Source organism: Candidatus Pseudothioglobus sp. Uisw_016 (assembly GCF_048087635.1).
GTDB lineage: Bacteria > Pseudomonadota > Gammaproteobacteria > PS1 > Pseudothioglobaceae > Pseudothioglobus.
The window spans coordinates 1,219,478-1,239,892 of record NZ_CP159806.1; the positions used below are offsets into that span (position 1 = coordinate 1,219,478).

General features: G+C 35.1%; 22 protein-coding genes and 1 riboswitch. Of the genes, 10 read left to right on the forward strand and 12 right to left on the reverse strand.

Going from position 1 to position 20,415, the window contains the following annotated elements; all coding sequences use genetic code 11:
• Positions 1-5: 5 nt before the first annotated feature.
• Together ABXT69_RS06165 and dinG are read left to right on the forward strand one after the other, a co-directional pair.
• The gene (locus tag ABXT69_RS06165; protein WP_416677381.1) at positions 6-977 is read left to right on the forward strand and encodes a polyprenyl synthetase family protein; all 972 of its coding nucleotides are present in this window, start codon (positions 6-8) and stop codon (positions 975-977) included.
• Positions 978-985: 8 nt separating this feature from the next.
• Positions 986-3,049, forward strand: coding sequence for an ATP-dependent DNA helicase DinG (gene dinG, locus ABXT69_RS06170; protein ID WP_416677382.1), 2,064 nt, complete (start codon positions 986-988; stop codon positions 3,047-3,049).
• A gap of 26 nt (positions 3,050-3,075) precedes the next feature.
• Here the strand turns inward: dinG and ABXT69_RS06175 are convergent, their stop codons facing one another.
• A complete protein-coding gene (locus tag ABXT69_RS06175) occupies positions 3,076-3,675 on the reverse strand; it encodes a peroxiredoxin (RefSeq protein WP_416677384.1) in 600 nt (199 codons plus the stop codon).
• A 672-nt stretch (positions 3,676-4,347) separates the two neighbouring features.
• Here ABXT69_RS06175 and ABXT69_RS06180 point away from each other — a divergent pair.
• Positions 4,348-5,484, forward strand: a complete 1,137-nt coding sequence (locus ABXT69_RS06180; RefSeq protein WP_416677386.1) for a cation diffusion facilitator family transporter — start codon at positions 4,348-4,350, stop codon at positions 5,482-5,484.
• 3 nt (positions 5,485-5,487) lie between these two features.
• On the opposite strand, the gene ruvC is transcribed toward ABXT69_RS06180, so the two are convergent.
• Positions 5,488-5,958 carry a crossover junction endodeoxyribonuclease RuvC gene (ruvC, locus tag ABXT69_RS06185; protein ID WP_416677387.1) on the reverse strand — a complete coding sequence of 157 codons (471 nt, stop codon included), beginning with the start codon at positions 5,956-5,958 and terminating at the stop codon, positions 5,488-5,490.
• 88 nt (positions 5,959-6,046) lie between these two features.
• Between ruvC and trxA the strand changes: the two genes are divergently transcribed.
• Positions 6,047-6,412: a thioredoxin gene (gene trxA / locus ABXT69_RS06190; RefSeq protein WP_416677389.1), complete on the forward strand. Its 366-nt coding sequence runs from the start codon at positions 6,047-6,049 to the stop codon at positions 6,410-6,412.
• On the opposite strand, the gene ABXT69_RS06195 is transcribed toward trxA, so the two are convergent.
• The 8 genes from ABXT69_RS06195 to ruvB are packed head-to-tail and all read right to left on the reverse strand — an operon-like array spanning position 6,409 to position 13,436.
• Entirely contained in the window at positions 6,409-6,750 is a 342-nt protein-coding gene (locus ABXT69_RS06195; protein WP_416677391.1) for a Spx/MgsR family RNA polymerase-binding regulatory protein, read from the reverse strand. The genes trxA and ABXT69_RS06195 overlap by 4 nt on opposite strands.
• Positions 6,751-6,797: 47 nt before the next feature.
• A complete protein-coding gene (gene dtd / locus ABXT69_RS06200; protein ID WP_416677392.1) occupies positions 6,798-7,235 on the reverse strand; it encodes a D-aminoacyl-tRNA deacylase in 438 nt (145 codons plus the stop codon).
• 4 nt (positions 7,236-7,239) lie between these two features.
• Positions 7,240-9,276: a glycine--tRNA ligase subunit beta gene (gene glyS / locus ABXT69_RS06205; protein ID WP_416677394.1), complete on the reverse strand. Its 2,037-nt coding sequence runs from the start codon at positions 9,274-9,276 to the stop codon at positions 7,240-7,242.
• Positions 9,277-9,290: 14 nt separating this feature from the next.
• Positions 9,291-10,886 carry a TonB C-terminal domain-containing protein gene (locus tag ABXT69_RS06210; RefSeq protein WP_416677396.1) on the reverse strand — a complete coding sequence of 532 codons (1,596 nt, stop codon included), beginning with the start codon at positions 10,884-10,886 and terminating at the stop codon, positions 9,291-9,293.
• A gap of 13 nt (positions 10,887-10,899) precedes the next feature.
• Entirely contained in the window at positions 10,900-11,352 is a 453-nt protein-coding gene (locus tag ABXT69_RS06215; RefSeq protein ID WP_416651209.1) for an ExbD/TolR family protein, read from the reverse strand.
• The gene (tolQ, locus tag ABXT69_RS06220) at positions 11,349-12,020 is read right to left on the reverse strand and encodes a protein TolQ (protein ID WP_416651210.1); all 672 of its coding nucleotides are present in this window, start codon (positions 12,018-12,020) and stop codon (positions 11,349-11,351) included. The genes ABXT69_RS06215 and tolQ overlap by 4 nt, the downstream gene beginning before the upstream one ends.
• Positions 12,007-12,411, reverse strand: a complete 405-nt coding sequence (gene ybgC / locus ABXT69_RS06225; RefSeq protein WP_416677398.1) for a tol-pal system-associated acyl-CoA thioesterase — start codon at positions 12,409-12,411, stop codon at positions 12,007-12,009. The genes tolQ and ybgC overlap by 14 nt, the downstream gene beginning before the upstream one ends.
• Entirely contained in the window at positions 12,408-13,436 is a 1,029-nt protein-coding gene (gene ruvB / locus ABXT69_RS06230) for a Holliday junction branch migration DNA helicase RuvB (RefSeq protein ID WP_416651212.1), read from the reverse strand. The genes ybgC and ruvB overlap by 4 nt, the downstream gene beginning before the upstream one ends.
• 163 nt (positions 13,437-13,599) lie before the next feature.
• Between ruvB and hemA the strand changes: the two genes are divergently transcribed.
• A complete protein-coding gene (gene hemA, locus ABXT69_RS06235; protein WP_416677400.1) occupies positions 13,600-14,868 on the forward strand; it encodes a glutamyl-tRNA reductase in 1,269 nt (422 codons plus the stop codon).
• The gene (prfA, locus tag ABXT69_RS06240; protein WP_416677402.1) at positions 14,868-15,956 is read left to right on the forward strand and encodes a peptide chain release factor 1; all 1,089 of its coding nucleotides are present in this window, start codon (positions 14,868-14,870) and stop codon (positions 15,954-15,956) included. Before hemA ends, prfA begins: the two co-directional genes overlap by 1 nt.
• On the opposite strand, the gene ABXT69_RS06245 is transcribed toward prfA, so the two are convergent.
• Positions 15,953-16,741, reverse strand: coding sequence for a metal ABC transporter permease (locus ABXT69_RS06245; RefSeq protein WP_416677404.1), 789 nt, complete (start codon positions 16,739-16,741; stop codon positions 15,953-15,955). The two genes, prfA and ABXT69_RS06245, sit on opposite strands and share 4 nt — an antisense overlap.
• A 25-nt stretch (positions 16,742-16,766) precedes the next feature.
• Positions 16,767-17,174 (reverse strand): ferric iron uptake transcriptional regulator, encoded by a 408-nt coding sequence (gene fur, locus ABXT69_RS06250; protein WP_416677406.1) that lies wholly within the window; start codon positions 17,172-17,174, stop codon positions 16,767-16,769.
• A 50-nt stretch (positions 17,175-17,224) separates the two neighbouring features.
• On the opposite strand from fur, the gene ABXT69_RS06255 reads away from it, so the two are divergent.
• The 4 genes from ABXT69_RS06255 (at position 17,225) to metK (ending at position 20,305) form a co-directional block, all read left to right on the forward strand.
• Positions 17,225-17,671: an outer membrane protein assembly factor BamE gene (locus ABXT69_RS06255; RefSeq protein ID WP_416677408.1), complete on the forward strand. Its 447-nt coding sequence runs from the start codon at positions 17,225-17,227 to the stop codon at positions 17,669-17,671.
• A gap of 81 nt (positions 17,672-17,752) precedes the next feature.
• Complete coding sequence (ccmA, locus tag ABXT69_RS06260; protein ID WP_416677410.1) at positions 17,753-18,355, forward strand: cytochrome c biogenesis heme-transporting ATPase CcmA; 603 nt, start codon at positions 17,753-17,755, stop codon at positions 18,353-18,355.
• Positions 18,352-19,017 (forward strand): heme exporter protein CcmB, encoded by a 666-nt coding sequence (ccmB, locus tag ABXT69_RS06265; RefSeq protein ID WP_416677412.1) that lies wholly within the window; start codon positions 18,352-18,354, stop codon positions 19,015-19,017. Before ccmA ends, ccmB begins: the two co-directional genes overlap by 4 nt.
• Positions 19,018-19,171: 154 nt before the next feature.
• Positions 19,172-20,305, forward strand: a complete 1,134-nt coding sequence (gene metK, locus ABXT69_RS06270; protein ID WP_416677414.1) for a methionine adenosyltransferase — start codon at positions 19,172-19,174, stop codon at positions 20,303-20,305.
• Positions 20,306-20,340: 35 nt separating this feature from the next.
• Positions 20,341-20,409, forward strand: a riboswitch (S-adenosyl-L-homocysteine riboswitch).
• Positions 20,410-20,415: the final 6 nt, after the last annotated feature.

Below are 20,415 nucleotides of genomic sequence, written 5' to 3' on the forward strand. Positions count from 1 at the left end.
TCCTTATGCAAAATTTTAGTGAAATTCATGCTCTCATGAAGAGAGACTTAGTGATGATGGATGAAATTCTAGTCAATCGACTAGATTCAAATGTTGACCTCATTAGTCAAATGAGCCAGTACATTATTAACTCAGGTGGAAAGCGAATTAGGCCACTTCTTCTATTATTATGCGCCAGAGCAACGAACTATAAAGGTGATTATCATCACTCAATGGCAGTTGTAATTGAACTCATTCATACTGCAACTCTTCTGCATGATGATGTTGTAGATAGCTCATCCATACGTCGAGGCCATGAAACTGCAAATGAATTATGGGGAAATGCCCCAAGCGTTCTAGTCGGTGACTTTTTGTATTCAAGGGCATTTGAAATTATGGTTGAACCCAACTCAATGCAAATAATGAAAATCCTATCTAAAGCAACCAATCAGATTTCGGAAGGGGAGGTGCTTCAATTATTAAGCATTAAAAATGCTAACGTTTCTCAGACAGAATATTTTGAAGTAATTGAAAGAAAAACAGCATGTCTCTTTAAGGCTGCATGCCAAATAGCTGGAATCTTAGCTGAATCCAATAAAAACGTAATTAATGGGCTTGGGAGCTTTGGAATGCATTTAGGTAATGCCTTTCAGATTATAGATGACACCCTTGATTATGAATCAAATTCTTCAGTTATTGGAAAAGAAGTTGGCGATGACTTGTCTGAAGGAAAAGTTACGCTTCCGATGATTTATGCCCTTGAAAATACGAAAGGGAGTGAAAAAGCAACTCTTTCCAATGCCATAACCAATGCTGACTCTTCAAACATAGATAATATAATAAATATTCTTCTTAGCGTTAATGCATTTGAATATAGCCGCAAAGTTGCAAAAAATGAATCCACTAAAGCACTTAAGTTTCTGGAAGTTATTCCTAACTCCGAATATTGCTCTGCACTTCAACTATTATGTGAGCTTTCACTAGATAGAAACTCTTAAACCACTTAATGCTTACAACAAAACTTAAACAACAAATACGCTCTTCCTTTGAAGATGCGAAAAAACAATTACCAAATTTTAGTAACCGCTCATCTCAAAATAAAATGATTGCTGAGATTTCAAAAACATTGACAGGTGAGTATGCCAATTCAAACCCAATCATATGTGTTGAAGCTCCAACTGGAACTGGGAAAACTATGGCTTACCTAGTGAGCTGCTTACCAATTGCAAAAGAGTCAAAAAAGAAGCTAGTTATAGCTTCTGCAAATGTAGCACTTCAAGAACAAATTCTAAATAAAGATATTGTTGAGGCAGAGAAATATTCTTCAGTTGATTTTGAATATGCTTTAGCTAAAGGAAGGTCAAGATATGTTTGTATTCGAAACTTAATTAACCTAACAGAAGACAATTCAAGCTCTCCTTCTCTTATAGATGATGCTCTTCTTTGGGATGAAAAGCCAAGTAAAAATGACTTAGATGTTTTAAGTGAAATGACTGAAAGCTATACTGCCACAAGGTGGAGTGGGGAAATTGATGACCTTGAGAATCCACCTGAAAATAAATTATGGCAAAAAATTGCCTGCAATCGATTTACATGCAACTCTAAAAATTGTGAATTTTATAATGATTGCGCTTTCTTTAAAGCTAGAAAAAAAGCTTCACATGCTGACGTAATTATTGCAAATCATGATCTAGTTTTGGCCGATATTATAAATGGTAATAATGTTCTTCCTGAAGTTGAAGATTGTATTTTTGTTTTTGATGAGGCTCATCATCTATCTCAAAAAGCACTTTCTCATTTTTCACTGGGTGGAAGTACTGAGTTCATGAAAACATCTATCCGTCAATATCAGAGCGCCATAGATCAAATTATAAAAATTATAAAAATTACATCCCCTGCTAGTTATATTGAAAAGACAGACGAAGCTATAAGTGATCTAACTGAAGTCATCTCAAATCTTGAATACCAAGATGATATTCATCTATTTCCCATAACTGGCGTGCCTAGTAAAGTACTGAATTTAACCAAACAAATATTAGTCTTATTTAATTCAGCCTATAAAGATTTTTCAGAGCATAAAGATATTTGGGAAGAGCACTATAAAAGTAATAATATTGACCAGGCTATAACTGATAACTTAAATAATATAATTGGTCAAAATAATCAAAATCTATCTTCAATTTTATCGCTTTTAAATACATTTAATCAGAACCTAGATAATGAACAAGCTCCAACAAGTAACTGGATAAGTCAATCAAAGCTTGCTAATAAAAAAAATAACTATCAACTAAACACTGCAAAAATTGATGTCTCAAGCTATTTAGACAAATTAATATGGTCTAAAGCAGCAGGAGTTGTTTTTACATCGGCTACATTGACTGCTCTAGGAAGCTTTGATAGATTAAATCAACAACTTGGATTAAAGTTATTAGAAAATCAGTATCTTCGCCTGGCATCTCCGTTTAATCATGAGTCAGTTGACTTTATAATCGCTAAAATTAAAGCAAGCCCAACACAGTCTTTTGATCATACTCAAGAAATTGCGCTAGAGTTAAAAAAACGTATTGATACATCAGCAGCCACACTCGTACTTTTTGCATCAAACAATCAAATGCAGAGTGTAGCCGACTTAATAGAAAAATCATTAGATTGTGATCTATTTATTCAAGGCGAATATAGTAAGAAAAATATTCTAGAAAGACATATTGAAAATAGAAAAAATGGTTTAGGCAGTATAATTTTTGGTCTTGATAGCTTTGCTGAAGGCGTTGACCTTAAAGGCGATAATTTAAACCACGTAATTATTGCTAAGTTAAGATTTAGCGTTCCAACATCGCCAATTGAAAAAACGACTCAATCATATCTTGAGTCGTTAAATCGAAATTCATTTATGGAAATTTCTCTACCAGACGCTTCATTAAGATTAATACAAGCTTGTGGGAGGCTCATAAGAACTGAGACAGATTCAGGTAAAATTACTATTTTTGATAACAGGCTAGTAACAAAGTTTTATGGAAAACATCTTATTAAAGCACTTCCAAATTTTAATATTATTGTAGAAAAAAGCTAATTTTAAATATTATCTTTTTTATCAAATTAAAGGTTAGCAGAATTTTTTGATAAATACTCTTCAACGCTTTCAGCTGATTCCTTCATTCCTTCATCACCCTTATTCCATCCTGCAGGGCATACCTCTCCATTTTCAGTATGAAAATCAAGTGCATCAACCATTCTTAGCATTTCATCCACATTTCTACCTAGAGGATGATCATTAACAACTTGATGACGAACAACAAAATTCTCATCAATTAAAAAAGATGCCCTTAAAGCTGCTCCCTCTGGGTGGACAATGCCATACTTTTCCATAATTTTATGATCCATATCAGAAACTAATGGAAAATCAATAAATCCAATACCACCATCATTTATTTTAGTATTTCGCCAAGCATTATGAGTATGTCTTGAATCAATAGAAACACCAATTAACTGAGTATCGAGCTTATCAAAAGCAGCAACTCTATGGTGATGTGCTAGTATCTCTGTCGGGCATACAAACGTAAAATCTAAGGGGTAGAAGAACAATACAATTTTTTTACCTTTAAAACTTGATAGTTGAAAATCCTCTACAATTTGCCCATCTGCAAGAACTGCTGTGGATATAAAGTCTGGTGCTTGCTGTGTAACTAAAACGCTCATAGTTTTGGCCTTATAGTAATGATTAATGTTTTTTTAATTCTGTAGTTAATACAAATATAATTTATTACTTTTAATTAGTTATATTTGTAGTGATATTTGGAGATATCTCCCTTAAGTCTGAGGTCATTTTTAACCTCTTCTAAAATCACTTTTCTAATAATTTTTTTTGGAATACCTAATCTCCTCATCGATATGAAATCTAGTCGATTAGTTTTTTTTAAAATAAAGACTTTGTATCTATACCAAAATTTCATTTCTATTTTTATATTCTATTAAAAAAGCCCTATGCAAGGAGGAAGACATAGGGCCAATTAATCACAGACATACACATTTAAAGGAAGTAAAAAAAATATGAATGTAATCAATTTATCACTTAGTTAAAACTCCTTTGATATTTGCTTCATCATAGTTCGGAGGGCTATTTTGAAGCTGTTGAAACAATTACCAATATAGAGCAGCATACGATCTTAGGAGATTGCATTAGGAAGCTGAATTTATTAGTAATCAATTTCGAACCTTTAATTAATTATTTATTAAATGATAATGATACTCATTATCATTAACAATTGCAAGCTATATTTAAAAAAATATTTAAATTAAATGATTTCAATGAAAAAATAAAGGCATTTAACTTAAAATAGGTCGTTAAGTACTTGAACTATTAAGTTATCAATGCACTCTATAAATCGCACTAAAGAAAGTCAAAAAGCTACCGTTATAGGAGCAATTATTGATTTTTTACTTTCTGTTATAAAAGTTTCTCTCGGAATCATAGGTCAATCAGGAGCCCTTATTGCAGATGGAATTCATTCTTTCTCAGATCTCCTCACGGACTGGGTTGCATGGTATGCCGCAAAACTTTCTGGAGAAGCGCCCGATGCGGATCATCCTTACGGACATGAAAGATTTGAAACGGTTGCGACTTTAGGATTAAGTATCTTTTTAGCAATAGTTGGTACTATTATTATTTTTGATGGATTTGGTCGTTTCAGCAATTCCAATGCTCTAAAGCACGAAAACTGGTTAATTGCTGCTGCTGCATTATCAATTCTTAGTAAAGAAGCTTTGTATTGGTATACAGTTAAAGTTGCTAAAAATATTAAGTCTGACTTACTTAAAGCAAATGCTTGGCATCATAGAACTGATGCATTTTCCTCTATAGTTGTTGTTATTGGAATAATAGGTGCTGCCAATGGATACTTTTTCCTAGATAGCGTTGCTGCAATTATAGTTGGCTTAATGATTATTTATATTGGCTGGCAACTTGGATTTGAAGCGACTAAAGAATTAGTAGATACTTCAATTGATCCAGAAGACATAAAAAATCTTCATAAAGCACTTGCTGATATTAAAGGTGTAAATAGCGTTCATACATTAAGAACCAGAAAAGTTGGTCATAAAAAATCGGCTGACGTTCATGTCCAGGTCAATCCATTTTTATCCGTTAGTGAGGGTCATATAATAAGTGTTAGCGTTGAGAGAGTTGCGAAAGAATGTATAGAGGAGCTTGATGACGTTACTGTTCACATTGATCCTGAAAATGATGAAGAAAAAGAAGATGCGCCTTATAAGGACCTTCCAGAGAGAGCCCAAGCATTAAAGATCATTAGTCAGTCGCTCAAACTTGAGAATTGCTCTTATGAAATTGAAAGAACCCAACTGCACTATCTAGAGGGTGAAATACTAGTGGACTTTTATCTTTCGGTGGATTATTTAGATAATAATGAAATTAGTACAATCAATTTTGATCTCAGCGAAATTATAAAAAAACTTCCAGGATTTGGTGAAGTAAAGGTTTACTTTAGTTAATTTTTATAGCGCATGGTAAGCATGACAAATTGCTCCTGCAAGAGCGTCTCCAGCATCTTCTTGCGGTGCTTTATTTAATTTCAGGAGCTGCTGTACCATAAAAGAAACCTGCTCTTTCGATGCGTGACCTCTTCCAACAACTGCCTTTTTAATTTGATTGGCTGTGTAATCTACAATTGGAATACCTTGGCCTCCAGTAGCAGAAATAATAGCGCCGCGAGCATGTCCAAGTTTAATTGCAGCATCAGGATTTGGCCTATCAGGCCTCATGAATACTCTTTCAATGACGACTATATCAATTTCATGCTTGGCGATAACCTCTTTAACGCCCTCATATATTGTAATAATTCTCTCATTTAAATCACCCTGAGTTCTGATACAACCACTACTAAGATATGTAAATTTTAGTTTATTTACCTCAATTAAACCAAAACCAGTAATTCTAGAGCCAGGATCTATACCAAGTATTTTCATTGGGATATTTTATCAGCTATGTAAAAACTAACCAGTATTTTAGTAAAAAAGTTATAATATTTTTTAAAAATTTTTAAAAGGAAAATTTATGGCAGTAATTGAGCTTTCACAAGCAAATTTAGATGAGACTATTAACAATAATGAAATTGTAATTATTGATTTCTGGGCTCCTTGGTGTGGTCCATGTATTCAGTTTGCTCCAACCTTTAAAGAAATCTCTGAGAAGGTTGATGGGGTGACCTTTGCTAAAGTCAACACTGAAGATGAACAAGAACTTGGCGCTCAATTTCAAATTAGATCAATCCCAACTTTAATGATTTTTAGAGATGGAATTGGAATTTTTTCACAGCCAGGGTCTATGTCTGGGAAAGACTTAGAAGACTTATTAGAAAAAGCTAAATCAATTGACATGGATGAAGTAAGAAAAGAGCTTGAAGATCAAAAGCAAACCTAGCTAAAAAAATCTAAATATTTCTGCTCACTAAAGCCCACCATTATTTTGTCATCCCTTATCATAACTGGCCTCTTAATTAAAGTTGGGTATTTCAAAATTAACTCATAATCAATATTATCTTTTTCACTTTCAGTTAATGTTCGATAGGTGGTTGAGCGCTTATTTATAAGAACCTCCAATCCAACTTTTTCAATCATTTTTTGAAGTTCATTTTTTGAAATTGGATCGACTCTAAAGTCTATAAATTCATGAGCTATATCATTACTAGATAAATACTTAAGAGCTTTTTTGACGGTGTCACAGTTCTTGATACCATAAATTTTATTATTGCTACTCATAATAAATATTGGAAAATATATTGAAGACAGATAAAAGCATAAATTACTTAAGTTTCTAAAAGAAAGGTTACTGGCCCATCATTAACAAGTGAAACCTGCATATCCGCTCCAAAAATACCGCTTTCAGTAATAGTACCCATAGATTGAGTTTTTTCAAGAAAATAATTGTATAGTTTTTCTGCTTCAGTTGGAAGCATTGATGTTGAAAAACCTGCCCTTGTTCCATTCTTAGTGTCTGCTGCAAGAGTAAATTGAGACACAATTAAAAGCTCTGCATTAATATCACGAATACTTAAATTCATCTTCTCATCTGAATCTGGAAAAACTCGATATGAGAGTATTTTTTTTACCATCTTATCTGAAGACATCATGTCATCTTGCTTCTCAATACCAATAAAAACTAGCAGACCTTTACTAATTTGACCCACTACTTTTCCTTCAACTTCAACCTTTGATGAGCTTACTCTTTGAAGCAAAGCTTTCATTTAGTTATGATGAGAGGTGAGAAATATCAGCAACAGATAAAAACAGAGCTCTAACTCGACTAATCAGAGCAAGTCGAGCCTCACGTACTTTTAAATCCTCTGTATTAACCATAACATTATCAAAGAATGTATCTATCACCTCTTTTAATTCAAGCAACGAGCGCATGGTCGTCTTGTAATCTTTCTTATCTGATAATTGTTTAGATAGTAACTCTGTAGCTTTATAAAGATTTTTTTCTGAGTCTTCAATTAACGCCTTTGAATTAAGGTCATTATGATGTTCAGTTGAATCTTTAAGAATATTTGCAATTCTTTTATTTGACTCAATCAAGCTCTTGGAATCAGCACTTTGAGTAAACTCATTAAGCGCTTCAACTCTCAAATGAAAATCAAACGGTGAATCTGGACTAACTGCCAAAACAGCTTCATAGACGTTGCTATCGATATTAGCATCTTTATAGTAGGCTTTTAGTCGCTCCATCATAAATTTATAGATTGAGTCAGAGATGCTTCTATCTACTTCCTCTAGGTGTAAATCTAGAGAAAATTTAATTAATGACTTAAGGTTTAATTCTATTTTGGCCTCAAGCAGTATTCGTAGCAATCCAAGAGCTAGCCTTCTAAGTGCATAGGGGTCTTTAGAGCCTGTTGGAGCCTGTCCAATTCCATAAATACCAGTAATAGTATCTAGCTTATCCGCGATTGCAACTACAAGACCTTCACTTGTGGAGGGTAATGTATCTCCTGAAAACCGAGGTTGATAGTGCTCTCTAATAGCTATTGAAACAGCTTTTGACTCTCCGTCATTAAGGGCATAATAACCACCCATAATTCCTTGTAAATCTGCAAATTCACCAACCATTTCACTTAAAAGATCAGATTTGCATAAAAGACCGGCGCGAGAAGATTCTTTAGGATCAAATCCAACCAATTCAGCAATATAAAAACTTAGGTGCTCTATCCGTTTCGCTTTTTGAGCCATGGAGCCAAGAGACTTCATAAATAAAACGTTATCCAGCCCATCTATTCTCTGGTCAAGTCTGACGGCCTTATCTTGGTTCCAAAAAAACTCAGAATCTGATAGTCTAGGATGAATAACCCTCTCATTGCCCTCAATAACTACTTTTAAATTACTCGATTCAATGTTTGCAACAGAAATAAATAATGGTAACAAACCACCCTTACTGTCTACTAAATGAAAGTATTTTTGGTGTGACTTCATTGCCGATATCAGAGCCTCGTGAGGAACTGATAGGAATTTTTCATCAAACTTTCCAGCAAAAGCTCTAGGGTACTCAACTAGGGCACAAACTTCATCCAGCAAAGATTCATCTATAACTACTTCAGCATTATTTTGCTTTGCTACTAATAAAACCTGCTCACGGATAATCTCTTTACGCTTTTTAAAATCAACAATGATTTGAGCACTTTTTGACATAACCAACTCATACTCGCTCGCGTGTGAAAGTTCAATAGTAAGATCTTTTTGAAATCTTAAACCCCTTGTAACTCTTCCACTTTCAAGTCCCATTATTTGTGCTGGAACAATCTCTTTATCAAGCATTACAACAAGCCAGTGGACGGGCCTAACAAACGAATGGTCTGCACTGCCCCATTTCATTGCCCTTGTAATTGGAATATTTTTAATTGAGCTTTCTATGATTCTTGGCAAGAGACTACTAATAATTTGACCAGCCTCTTCTTTTGAGTAAAAGTAGTATTCTTTGCCGCCTAATTGCTTTTTTTCAAGCTGACTTAAATCAACTCCACAAGATTTTGCAAAGCCATTAATCGCCATTTCTGGAGATTCTGTTGAAGGGCCTTTTTTTTCTATAACTTGGTCTTTTTGTTTGCTTTGTAGCTCTTTAATAGATACAGCCAAGCGCCTTGGGGTAGCGAAAGACACGATACTAGATGAAGAAATATTAATCTTTTTAAGTTCATCAGCAATATTGTTCTTAAGGGATTCTGAAAGCTTCAATAGAAGCTTTGGAGGCAGTTCTTCAGTTCCTAATTCCAATAAAAAATCATGTGTTTTCATAGGTAATATTTAGGTTAATTTACACTAAATATAAAGTAAAGCTCTTTGTCAAATACAGCCTCATCAGGAGCCCCAGGAAGTGGTGAGGCTTTATTTACAGCTCTTTCAATTGAGTCCTTGAATGACTTTCCAAGAGAACTATTACCAACATTAGCATTTTTAACATCTACCGCCTTAACATTTCCATCTCTATCTTGAACAACATAAACTTCAGCTGTCCAATCATCTTCAGCTGACTGGTACCTCCAAAAGGTTTTAACTCTGGCCGCTATATTATTTATATAAGCATTCTGAAGGGTATTAAGTTGATCCTCAATGATTAATGATCTTGCTGTATCTTGCTCATCTTGAACTTCTTTCGCAAGGAGCTGTCTATATTGAATTTCAGCTTCAGCCTCCTTAAGGGCTGCTATTTCTAATTCCAATAGATCCTTATTCTGCTGATCTTCTTCTAATTGTTTGGAAGCCTCTTTGACGAGTAATTCAGCATCTTTAGTTTTGGCTTCAATAGTGCTTTGCTTAACCTCAGCTGCTTTAATTTTAATTTCTAATGCGACGCGCTTTGCTTCTGCTAATTTTAATTTCAGCTCTTCAGCTATACGTTTTGCTTCTGCCTTCTTAACTTGCTTATCAACTTCTTTTGCAAGTATTTCAGCGTCCCTAGCTGTTTCTTGGGCTAGCAATACAGCCTCTTTTGCTTTAAGCTCTTCAGCTTTAGTTTTTGCTTCAGCCTCTTTTACTAATGCAGTTGCCTCTTTTGCTAATATTTCTGCCTCTTGGGTTTTAACCTCTTCAGCTTTTCGTTTTATTTCTGCAAGTTTTGTTTTAACTTCCTCTTGCTTTCGTCTTGCCTCAGCAAGCTCAATCTTTTTAGCCGCAGCCTCAACAAGAATCTCAGCCTCTTTAGTCTTAGCCTCTTCAGCTATACGTTTCACTTCAGCTTTTTTCGCCTTGTCCTGTTCAATTTTTGTCTTTGTTTCAGCATCAGCAATTATTTCATTAGCTTTGCTCGCTTGAATTTCAGCCTCTTTAGTCTTGGCCTCTTCTGATTTACGCTGAAGTTCTGCCATAATTTTTTTAGCTTTTGCCTTTAAAGCCTCCTGCTCTGCAACTTTCTGATCTTTTTGGGCAGTTTCTGATCTCTTTTCTTCACTTTTAATCTTTTGTTGCTTTTGTTTCTCTACGTCTTTTAAGCGCTCTTGCTCTGCTTCAATTATCTCCATATCAATCATAACTGCTTGAACTGGCGCAGAAGGCAAGATACTTGAGTTTTGCTCTGGAGGACTCCAGCGCTCAACATTTGCATACAGTAAACCAAATAGAAGAGATGCATGTAGGATTACTGCGGCCCAAAAAGCGATTGGATGTTTTTTAGATATCTTAACCATTGGCTGCATCATTGTATTGATGAGGCCTAAAATAAATAAGACGAATTTTTTTAGGTACTTATAAAGAACACTTGAAGCCTTAATAATGAAATTTTTAAATCCAGAGGTTTTAGCTTCTTGCACATCTAAAGACTTCCCTTTATCTTTTTCTTCTGAGTCTACTTCTGCTTTTTTAGGTATTAAGTTACTAAAAAACTGAGTAATTTTTTTAAAAAAATTCATAATTAGAATTCAACTAATTTGGGTTTTCGGTCATAAAGCCAACCTTATCAATCTTGCCATACTGTTTTAATACAGCAATAATTTCAATAACTTTTTCGTAAGCTACTTTTTTATCACCCCTAACAAAAACTTGCATATCTGGATAAATCTCTTTTCGAGCAAGCACTTGATTTATAGCCACATTTAATGAAACTGGTTCAAGATCTTCAATCGCGTCCATTCCAGGACTGGTCATTGGATTTATAAAGTAGTTTCCATCTACATCAACTGAAATAATTGAAGGCTGCTGGTCTTGGTAATCAACAACTCCAGCAGGGGCGCTTGGCAAGTCAACCTCAACACCTTGCTCAATAATTGGAGTAGTCATCATAAAGATAACTAAAAGGACTAACATTACATCAATATACGGAACGATATTGATATCTGCATGGATATCAGGCCTTGAGCGCCTAGGCAGTTCTATCATTTTTGTCTCTGTAGGATTACAAAAATCTCTTCCACAAATGCGGTGTACTTATTACCAATCTCTTCAACATGCGAAACTAATCTGTTGTAAGCAATAGTAGCCGGTATTGCCGCAAAAAGTCCAAAAGCAGTTGCAATAAGAGCTTCCGCAATACCAGGAGCAACAATTGCTATCGTTGCCTGCTTAACTGATGCAAGACCAATAAATGAATGCATGATTCCCCAAACTGTGCCAAAAAGACCAATATAAGGGCTCGATGATGCAATCATCGCAAGAATAGAAAGACTAGAATCAAGCCGATCAATCTCATTACTCGCAGAAGTATTCATTGACCTGTAAGCTCTTTCAGAATTCATAATTCGTAATTGACTAGACGTGGACTTGCTATGAGTAAACTCTTTGTATCCAGAGCCAAAAATATCTTCCATTGCAGTCCAGTCAGAGGCTAAAGGAGGTAGATTTTTATACAGAACAGATAGCTCACTTTCTCTTTCAAATTCTTGGTGAAAATTTTCAACATCATTGGATGCATCCATCAAAATCTTTTTCTTGGACATAATTACAGTCCAAGAGTAAATTGACATCAAGACCAATATAATCATAACTAACTGAACAACAAGTCCAGCGCTAAATATTAAGCCAACAATTGATAAGCTATTTTCTTCCATTTAGTTTCTCCATGATTTCTTGCGGAAAAGCGCAAGGCTTTAAATTATTTTTTAATACAGAAACTACCTTTACTTCAGCCTCAAATAATACCGTATTTTTCTCTATATTCGTTATTTTCTGAGCAAAAATTAAGCTCGCATGTTTAACTAATTCAATACTAGTTTGAACCTCAATAGTGTCATCAAGAAAAGCAGGTAATAAATAATCTGCCTTCATAGACTTCACAATAAAGACTAGCCCAATCTCTTCTGCAATAGTGGCTAGCTCAAAACCAAGTTCACGAAGATGCTCAGTCCTACCCCTTTCAATATACTTTAGATAATTAGCATAATAAACAACACCGCCAGCATCTGTGTCTTCATAATAGACTCTTACATTTAAACTACTCATTTACCATACAAGTCTTGAGTATGGCTAAGACGAACCTCTCCTATATGAGAGAAAGCAAGGTCTGTAGCAATTCTACCGCGCGGTGTTCTCATTATAAAACCCTGCTGAAGAAGGTAAGGCTCAATCATGTCCTCTAAGGTTGATCGCTCTTCACCAAGCGCAGTAGCTAAAGTATCAAGTCCTACCGGTCCCGCTGAAAACTTAGTAATAATGAGGCTAAGGTAATCTCGATCGAGCTGTTCAAGGCCTGCCTCATCAACTTTTAACGTTTCAAGAGCTTCTTTTGCAATTTGTATATTTATTACACCATTTGTTTTAACATCTGCAAAATCACGGACTCTTCTTAAAAGGCGATTAGCTATTCTAGGGGTTCCTCTTGAACGCTTAGCAATTTCTAAGGAGCCTTGGCCTTCGATTTCAATATTTAAAATTGAAGCGGACCTTTCTACTATCTCTTGCAGCTCTTTAACATTATAAAAAGTCAAACGATGCACTATTCCAAACCTATCTCTCAGAGGTGAAGTAAGCATTCCTGCTCTAGTAGTTGCCCCAATTAGAGTAAATGGTGGCAGTTCTAGCTGGACTGAGTGGGCAGCAACGCCCTCTCCTACCAAAATATCGAGTTTAAAATCCTCTAATGCGGGATAAAGAATTTCCTCAACAACTGGGTTAAGCCTGTGAATTTCATCTATAAAAAGAATATCGAATGGTTCAAGCTTAGTAAGTATTGCAGCCAAATCTCCAGAGCGCTCCAGAACAGGGCCAGACGTCTGTTTAATACCTGCACCCATTTGATTGGCAATAACATTGGCAAGCGTCGTCTTACCTAATCCAGGAGGCCCATAAATTAGGCAATGATCAAGAACATCTGAGCGTGACTTTGCTGCCTGAATAAATAAAGACATTTGTGATTTGACATCTTCTTGGCCAATATAATCTGCAAATGAATTTGGCCTAACTGAGGTAACCTTTAGATCCTCATTATTTTGATTTTCTCCGCCAACTAGACTATCCTCTTCAATCATCTTTAATAATTGTTTTAAATTTTATGGTCTTTATTTTAGACCAATAGATAGCTATATTTATTAATTATACAAAACTATCACTTTATCTTAAACTGCTTTATCTTTTGATGAAATTGAATAGACAATGTATAATTAATAGATTAAATTATTTTCGTTTTTTTAAATGTCGAATATTGCAATACTGAGTGTAAACCATCAGATAGCCCCAGTAGCAATTAGGGAAAAAGTAGCCTTTGCTCATGGTGAGCTTGCGCCTGCTATTTCTTCTCTACTCTCACTCAAAGAAATTAAAGGCTGCGTTATCTTTTCTACCTGCAACAGGTCAGAAATTTACGTCTCCCATGACTCAAAGAATATTCGTGATGTTTTAATAAAATTTTTAGCATCCAGTCACGGTATTGATCATCACTCTTTAATTGAGTATGTTTCTTATTATGAAGAAAATGAAGCCGTACAACATATATGTAATGTTGCTTGTGGATTAGAATCTTTAGTTCTAGGCGAACCTCAAATTTTTGGTCAACTAAAAGATGCTTATCAGCTTTCTAAGAATGAAAGCGCTTTAGATAAAATTTTAGAAAAATTATTTCAACATGTCTTTAAAATCGCAAAAAAAGTTCGTACTGATACAAATATAGGTTCTTCACCAGTCTCAGTTGCTTATTGCGCTGTTAAGCTAAGTGAAAAAATATTTACAAACCTATCAAGCCAAACTGTTTTGCTTATTGGTGCTGGAGAGATGATTGAGCTAAGTGCTCAGCACCTTAGTAAAAGAGGTGTAAGAAAAATGATTTTTGCAAATAGAACTATAGAAAATGCCCAGCCAATTGCAATTAAGCATGATGCCGAGGCGATTTCATTAAAAAGCCTATCTGAAAATCTTCATAGGGCGGATATAGTTATCTCCTCAACAGCAGCGCCTATTCCAATTATTGGAAAAGGCTTAATTGAAACAGTTCTTCATCAAAGAAAACATAAACCAATGCTACTTATTGATTTAGCTATTCCTAGAGACATTGAACCAGAGGCGAATCAACTAGAAGATGTATTTCTATATAGTGTGGATGATTTACAGCAAATTGCTAATAGCAATTTAGAAGAAAGACTAAAAGAAAAAGTTATTGCTAAGAAGATAATTAATGCAAAAAGTGTTGATTTTATTGAATGGGCAAAGAATATTCCTAATGAAGAGATAATTAAAAATCATAGAAGGCAAGCAAATTTACTTAAAGATGAGCTATTACAAACTGCCTTAAGAAAACTTAAATCAGGCTCAAATCCTGACCTAGTGGTTGAGGAGCTTGCTGACAAACTTACTAATAAATTACTACACAAAACTTTAGAGAATTTAAAAAATCCTAGCAGTCTTAAAACTGACTCTCATGAAATAGTCGAAAAAGATATAACAAATCCCTCTAAGATCGACAACTAATGAATCAATCAATCCTTACTAAATTAGAGCAATTATCCATGCGCCTTGAAGAAATCAACGCGATGCTCTCAGATCAGTCTATTGCCTCTGATCAAAATAAATTTAGAGAGCTTTCCATAGAGCACTCTCAATTAAGCCCAATAAATGACAAGTACATTGAATACTTATCAGTCGCTGCTGATATTGATGCTGCAGAAGTTCTTCTCCAGGAAGATGACCAAGACATTAAAGAAATGGCTGAGGAGGAAATTGTTTCAGGTCGAAAGATTTTAGAGCAACTAGAATTAGATCTTAAGAAATCACTTCTTCCAAAAGATCCGAACGACTCACGTAATATTATTATTGAAATTCGAGCAGGAACAGGTGGAGATGAGGCAAGTATTTTTTCAGGTGATCTTTATAGAATGTACACTCGATATGTAGAAAAATCTAAATGGCAGCTAGAAATATTAAGCTCTAATTTAGGAGAGCATGGTGGCTTCAAAGAAATTATTGCTCGAATAAGTGGCACCAACGTCTACTCAAAACTTAAATTTGAATCCGGCGCTCATCGCGTTCAAAGGGTTCCTGAAACGGAGTCTCAAGGAAGAGTTCATACATCTGCTTGCACCGTTGCTGTAATGCCAGAAGTTTCTAGCATTGAAGAAGTTAATATCAATATGAATGATGTAAGGGTTGATACCTTTAGAGCTTCTGGAGCTGGAGGTCAGCATGTCAACAAAACTGACTCTGCAGTTCGCGTAACTCATATTCCTACTGGAACAGTTGTAGAATGCCAAGATGGCCGCTCTCAGCATAAAAATAAAGCTCAAGCTTTATCAGTTCTAGCATCCAGAATTTTGGATGCTCAACAACAAGAACAACAGAAGGAGCAGGCCTCTCAAAGAAAAGAACTTGTTGGAAGTGGTGACCGCTCTCAAAGAATCAGAACTTACAATTACCCCCAAGGAAGGGTTACTGACCATCGGATTAATTTAACGCTCTACAAATTAAGCGAAGTCATGGAGGGTGAATTAGAGGCAATTATAGACCCACTAGTAATTGAGCAACAAACCAACCAATTGACCGCACTTAATGAATCCCTTTAACTGCCTCTATTTGGAAGGAATTGGGCAATAAAAAAGAAAACTCCTAAAGTAATAACTATGGCAGGACCGGTTGCTAAATCAAATGTAATTGAAGTGTAAAGCCCTAATAAAACAGAAACAATTGATATGATCATTGAGCTAAAAATCATTGCTATAGGTGAGTTTGAAAAAACTCGAGCTATTGCAGGCGGAATAATTAGTAAAGAGGTAATCAACAAAACGCCTACAATTTGGACTGAAACAGACACAGCCAGTGCTATTAAAAACATAAAAAGTAGCTCATAAAAGGTTTTATTAACGCCTTCAGCTTTGGCTAATTCTTCATTAAGTGTGAGTAATAACAGTTTTTTCCAATTAATAAATAATAGAAAAATAACAACAATCATAACAGAAAATATCCAATAGATATCTTTAGAGGTTATGGATAATATATCTCCAAAAAGATAAGAAAAATAATCTATATTTTGATCCCCAATAAAGCCTAGAACGACAATACCTAGCGACAGAGAAATATGAGAGAAGATACCTAGCACAGCATCACTCGACCAGAAGTCTTTTTGCTGCAAAAAAACAATCAGAGTTGCAAATAGTCCTCCAACAATAACCAAACCAAAATTAATACCCAGTCCAGTTGCAAGTCCAAGAGCAACACCTAAAAGCGCACTATGTGAAATAGAGTCCGAAAAATATGAAAGGCGCTTCCAAATAACAAAACAACCCAGAGAGCCTGCGATTATTGATACGCCAATTGCCGCAATTAGCGCCCTATAAATAAAATCATCCATAATTTATAAAGCCCTAAAAAAAAACTTAATGACAGTCCTTGCATAAGCCATAAAGGTATAGTGAATGATCAGTCAACTCAAAGCCATGTTTTTTTGCAATTTGAAGCTGATGTTGTTCAATAACATCATCTTGAAATTCGATAATCTTACTGCACTTCACACACACTAGATGGTCGTGATGTTCTAAGCCGCATAACTCATAGACAGCCTGGTTATTTTCAAAATTTAATTTCTGAACAATTCCAGATTCTTCAAATTGAGATAAAACGCGGTAAATTGTTGCAACACCAACCTCTTCATTTTGTTCAATCAGAACTCTATAGATATCCTCAGCACTCAAATGATGGTTTGGTGATTTCTCCAAAACTTCTAAAATCTTTAGTCTTGGAAGAGTAACTTTAAGACCAGCACTTTTTAAATCTTCTGCATCCATTTAAAAATCCTTAAGGTAAAATCTTATTTATATTTTATATGTTTTAACTAATGATGAAGAGATTAACTTTTATTCTACTTGGCTGTCTTATCTTGACTGGGTGTTCTAATTCTCTTCCTAAGGCGCCTGAACTTCCTAAACTGCCAAAGTTTACTATGCCAGATTTACCAAAAATGCCTAAGCTATCACTGCCAAGCTGGGCTAAGCCTAAGATGCCCTCAATTGATGTATATAAACCAACAATTCTGCAAGGAGTAATTTTAGATATTAAAGAAGTTAATCAGCTTCAATTAGGGATGTCAAAGCAGTCTGTTATGAATTTGATTGGCTCGCCAAGCATTATTGACCCTTTTCATCAATATCAATGGGACTACATTAATCACTCAACAATTGATGGTGAGATAGAAATTAGATACCGCTTAAGGCTTATATTTTCAGGTAATCTGTTATCTGAAATTGACAAGAGTGGCTTAGAGGGATTATTAAACTCTAATTAATAAAAGAATGTGTCTTTAAATTAAGCCCTAAGCTACTTCGAATCTATCGCCTTTATTGAGCTTATCAACTAAAATAATGATATGTCAAAGCTATCGGTTAATAACTTAAGTTGCCAAAGAGGCTATAACCTTCTCTTTGAAAACTTATCTTTTGAATTAAATTCTGGTGAAGTCCTTAGAATCTCTGGTCAAAATGGATCAGGAAAAACCTCACTTCTAAAGATAATTGCTGGACTTAATACTCCAGAGCTGGGCTCCATAGAATTCGACCAAAATCAATCAAATAGCGAAAAATATCAAATAGAAACTCTCTATCTTGGTCACTATGCTGCTTTAAGTTCGGAGCTTAGCTGCATCGAAAATCTAGAATATTTAACCAATCTAAATGCAGAAATTTTATCGCCAAATTTTCATGACGCTTTAAAAGAAGTTGGATTAGAAAATTATGAACATGAGTCTGCTGGAAACCTTTCTGCAGGCCAGAAAAGGAGGGTAGCATTATCACTTCTTTTTATTAGTCAGTCGAAAGTATGGCTTCTTGATGAGCCTTTCACCGCACTAGACTCAGATGGAATCAAGATAATTGAAAATCAAATTGAAAAGCATTGTGCAAATGGCGGTTTATGTATCTTAACAACCCATCAAGATTGCAATATTAAAAGTCTTAAGGAGATTTCCCTGTGAATATCTTTTTAACAACTCTAACCAGAGATTTAAAAATGGCATTTAGAAATCCATCTAGCTTTCTTAATCCTCTAATGTTTTTTGTTATTTCTATTTCATTATTTCCAATTGCTATAAGCCCAGATGCTGAAACATTAATGAATATAGCGCCTGGTATTATTTGGGTTATTACAATGCTTGCAGTACTTTTATCACTCAACTCCTTGTTTCACTCCGACTATGATAATGGCGTTCTTGAGCAAATAGTTATTTCACATCACCCACTTCCCTTAATCCTCCTTGCTAAAACTACTGCGCATTGGATACTTAGTGGGCTCCCAATCATATTACTTTCGCCATTACTTGGAGTAGCCCTATTTTTAGACTCTAATAGCATCTATATTTTAATGTTAACGCTGTGTTTAGCCACCCCTTGTTTGAGCCTGATAGGCTCTATAGGGGCTTCATTAGTTGTTAGTATAAAAAACTCTGGAATGTTATTATCTTTATTAATACTTCCTCTTTACATACCTATTTTAATTTTTGCAACAAGCGCAGTCTCTCAATCACAATTCAACCTTTCAATTAATGGTCAGCTCTATTTTTTAGGCTCAATTCTTATTATTAGTCTTATAACTGCTCCATTTATAAGTGCAGTGGCTTTAAGGGTTAGCTTGGAATAACCTTTGCATTCGATCATAAAAGATTATATAATCCTTACACGCTGATTTGTTTCGATTGCTAGCGTTGTCACTAAGATGACTAAAATAAGCTAAAGTTGGTGTTTTCCTGAGAAACCCACTTTAATGGTTTTTTTATTTTTTATAGGAATGCACTATGATATTTACCTCTGAATCTGTTTCTGCCGGTCACCCTGATAAAGTTTGTGATCAAATCTCTGACGCTATTCTCGACGCCGCACTAAAACAAGACATCAATTCAAGAGTTGCTGTTGAAACTTTAGTTAAAGATAATCAAGTTGTCTTGGCAGGAGAAATAACTACTAACGCTCAAATTGATTATGAAGAAGTGGTTCGAAAAACTATTCTTGGTATAGGTTATGACAAAGAAGAATATGGCTTTAATGGGAACACTTGTTCAGTAACTAACCTCTTAGGCAGACAGTCACAAGACATTTCTATGGGCGTTACAGAAAGTGAAAATCACGAGCAAGGTGCTGGTGATCAAGGGCTCATGTTTGGTTATGCTGAAAATTCAACAGATGAATTAATGCCAGCACCTATTATGCTTTCTCATCAACTTGTTAAACAACAAGCAGAGCTAATGCTAAACGGCTCCATACCTTGGCTTCGCCCTGATGCAAAATCCCAAGTTTCTTGTATTTATGAAGGCAATCAAATTGTAGGAATTGATGCGGTGGTTCTTTCAACGCAGCATGACGGTGACATCTCATTAGAAGAGCTTAGAGAAACGATACTTGAAGAAATTATTAAGCCGATCTTGCCAGAAAAATGGCTAACAAATGATACTCAGTACCATATTAATCCAACTGGTAACTTCGTAATTGGTGGTCCTGTTGGAGATGCTGGACTTACCGGAAGAAAAATTATTGTAGATACTTACGGCGGTATGGCTAGACATGGTGGCGGTGCTTTTTCTGGAAAAGATCCATCAAAAGTTGATAGAAGTGCAGCTTACGCAACTCGATATGTTGCAAAAAATATTGTGGCAGCTCGACTTGCTGAAAGATGTGAAATTCAAGTTTCTTATGCAATTGGCGTTGCAGAGCCAACGAGTATTAGTGTTGATACTTTTGGAACTGGAAAAATTCCTCACCATGAAATAGTGGCATTGATTAGAAAGCACTTTGATCTAAGGCCTAAAGGCTTAATCGCAATGTTGGATTTAAAACGCCCTATCTATCAACAAACTGCTAGCTATGGTCATTTTGGCAGAACTGAAGACTCAATTAGTTGGGAGAAAACTGATAAAGCAGATTTGTTAAAATAGTTTCTTTTTTAATTATTTTTTTGTATAATATCAAACTTACCAAGGAGCGTTGCATTGGGATACTTCTCAATCAGGCTTGGTAACCAAAACGACGCTCATTTTTTTTCAAT

Bases quoted from the DNA above. Each gene is read 5' to 3' on its own strand.
- ABXT69_RS06165 (WP_416677381.1), top strand. From the start codon at position 6: ATGCAAAATTTTAGTGAAATTCATGCTCTCATGAAGAGAGACTTAGTG.
- dinG (WP_416677382.1), top strand. From the start codon at position 986: ATGCTTACAACAAAACTTAAACAACAAATACGCTCTTCCTTTGAAGAT.
- ABXT69_RS06175 (WP_416677384.1), bottom strand. From the start codon at position 3,675: ATGAGCGTTTTAGTTACACAGCAAGCACCAGACTTTATATCCACAGCA.
- ABXT69_RS06180 (WP_416677386.1), top strand. From the start codon at position 4,348: ATGCACTCTATAAATCGCACTAAAGAAAGTCAAAAAGCTACCGTTATA.
- ruvC (WP_416677387.1), bottom strand. From the start codon at position 5,958: ATGAAAATACTTGGTATAGATCCTGGCTCTAGAATTACTGGTTTTGGT.
- trxA (WP_416677389.1), top strand. From the start codon at position 6,047: ATGGCAGTAATTGAGCTTTCACAAGCAAATTTAGATGAGACTATTAAC.
- ABXT69_RS06195 (WP_416677391.1), bottom strand. From the start codon at position 6,750: ATGAGTAGCAATAATAAAATTTATGGTATCAAGAACTGTGACACCGTC.
- dtd (WP_416677392.1), bottom strand. From the start codon at position 7,235: ATGAAAGCTTTGCTTCAAAGAGTAAGCTCATCAAAGGTTGAAGTTGAA.
- glyS (WP_416677394.1), bottom strand. From the start codon at position 9,276: ATGAAAACACATGATTTTTTATTGGAATTAGGAACTGAAGAACTGCCT.
- ABXT69_RS06210 (WP_416677396.1), bottom strand. From the start codon at position 10,886: ATGAATTTTTTTAAAAAAATTACTCAGTTTTTTAGTAACTTAATACCT.
- ABXT69_RS06215 (WP_416651209.1), bottom strand. From the start codon at position 11,352: ATGATAGAACTGCCTAGGCGCTCAAGGCCTGATATCCATGCAGATATC.
- tolQ (WP_416651210.1), bottom strand. From the start codon at position 12,020: ATGGAAGAAAATAGCTTATCAATTGTTGGCTTAATATTTAGCGCTGGA.
- ybgC (WP_416677398.1), bottom strand. From the start codon at position 12,411: ATGAGTAGTTTAAATGTAAGAGTCTATTATGAAGACACAGATGCTGGC.
- ruvB (WP_416651212.1), bottom strand. From the start codon at position 13,436: ATGATTGAAGAGGATAGTCTAGTTGGCGGAGAAAATCAAAATAATGAG.
- hemA (WP_416677400.1), top strand. From the start codon at position 13,600: ATGTCGAATATTGCAATACTGAGTGTAAACCATCAGATAGCCCCAGTA.
- prfA (WP_416677402.1), top strand. From the start codon at position 14,868: ATGAATCAATCAATCCTTACTAAATTAGAGCAATTATCCATGCGCCTT.
- ABXT69_RS06245 (WP_416677404.1), bottom strand. From the start codon at position 16,741: ATGGATGATTTTATTTATAGGGCGCTAATTGCGGCAATTGGCGTATCA.
- fur (WP_416677406.1), bottom strand. From the start codon at position 17,174: ATGGATGCAGAAGATTTAAAAAGTGCTGGTCTTAAAGTTACTCTTCCA.
- ABXT69_RS06255 (WP_416677408.1), top strand. From the start codon at position 17,225: ATGATGAAGAGATTAACTTTTATTCTACTTGGCTGTCTTATCTTGACT.
- ccmA (WP_416677410.1), top strand. From the start codon at position 17,753: ATGTCAAAGCTATCGGTTAATAACTTAAGTTGCCAAAGAGGCTATAAC.
- metK (WP_416677414.1), top strand. From the start codon at position 19,172: ATGATATTTACCTCTGAATCTGTTTCTGCCGGTCACCCTGATAAAGTT.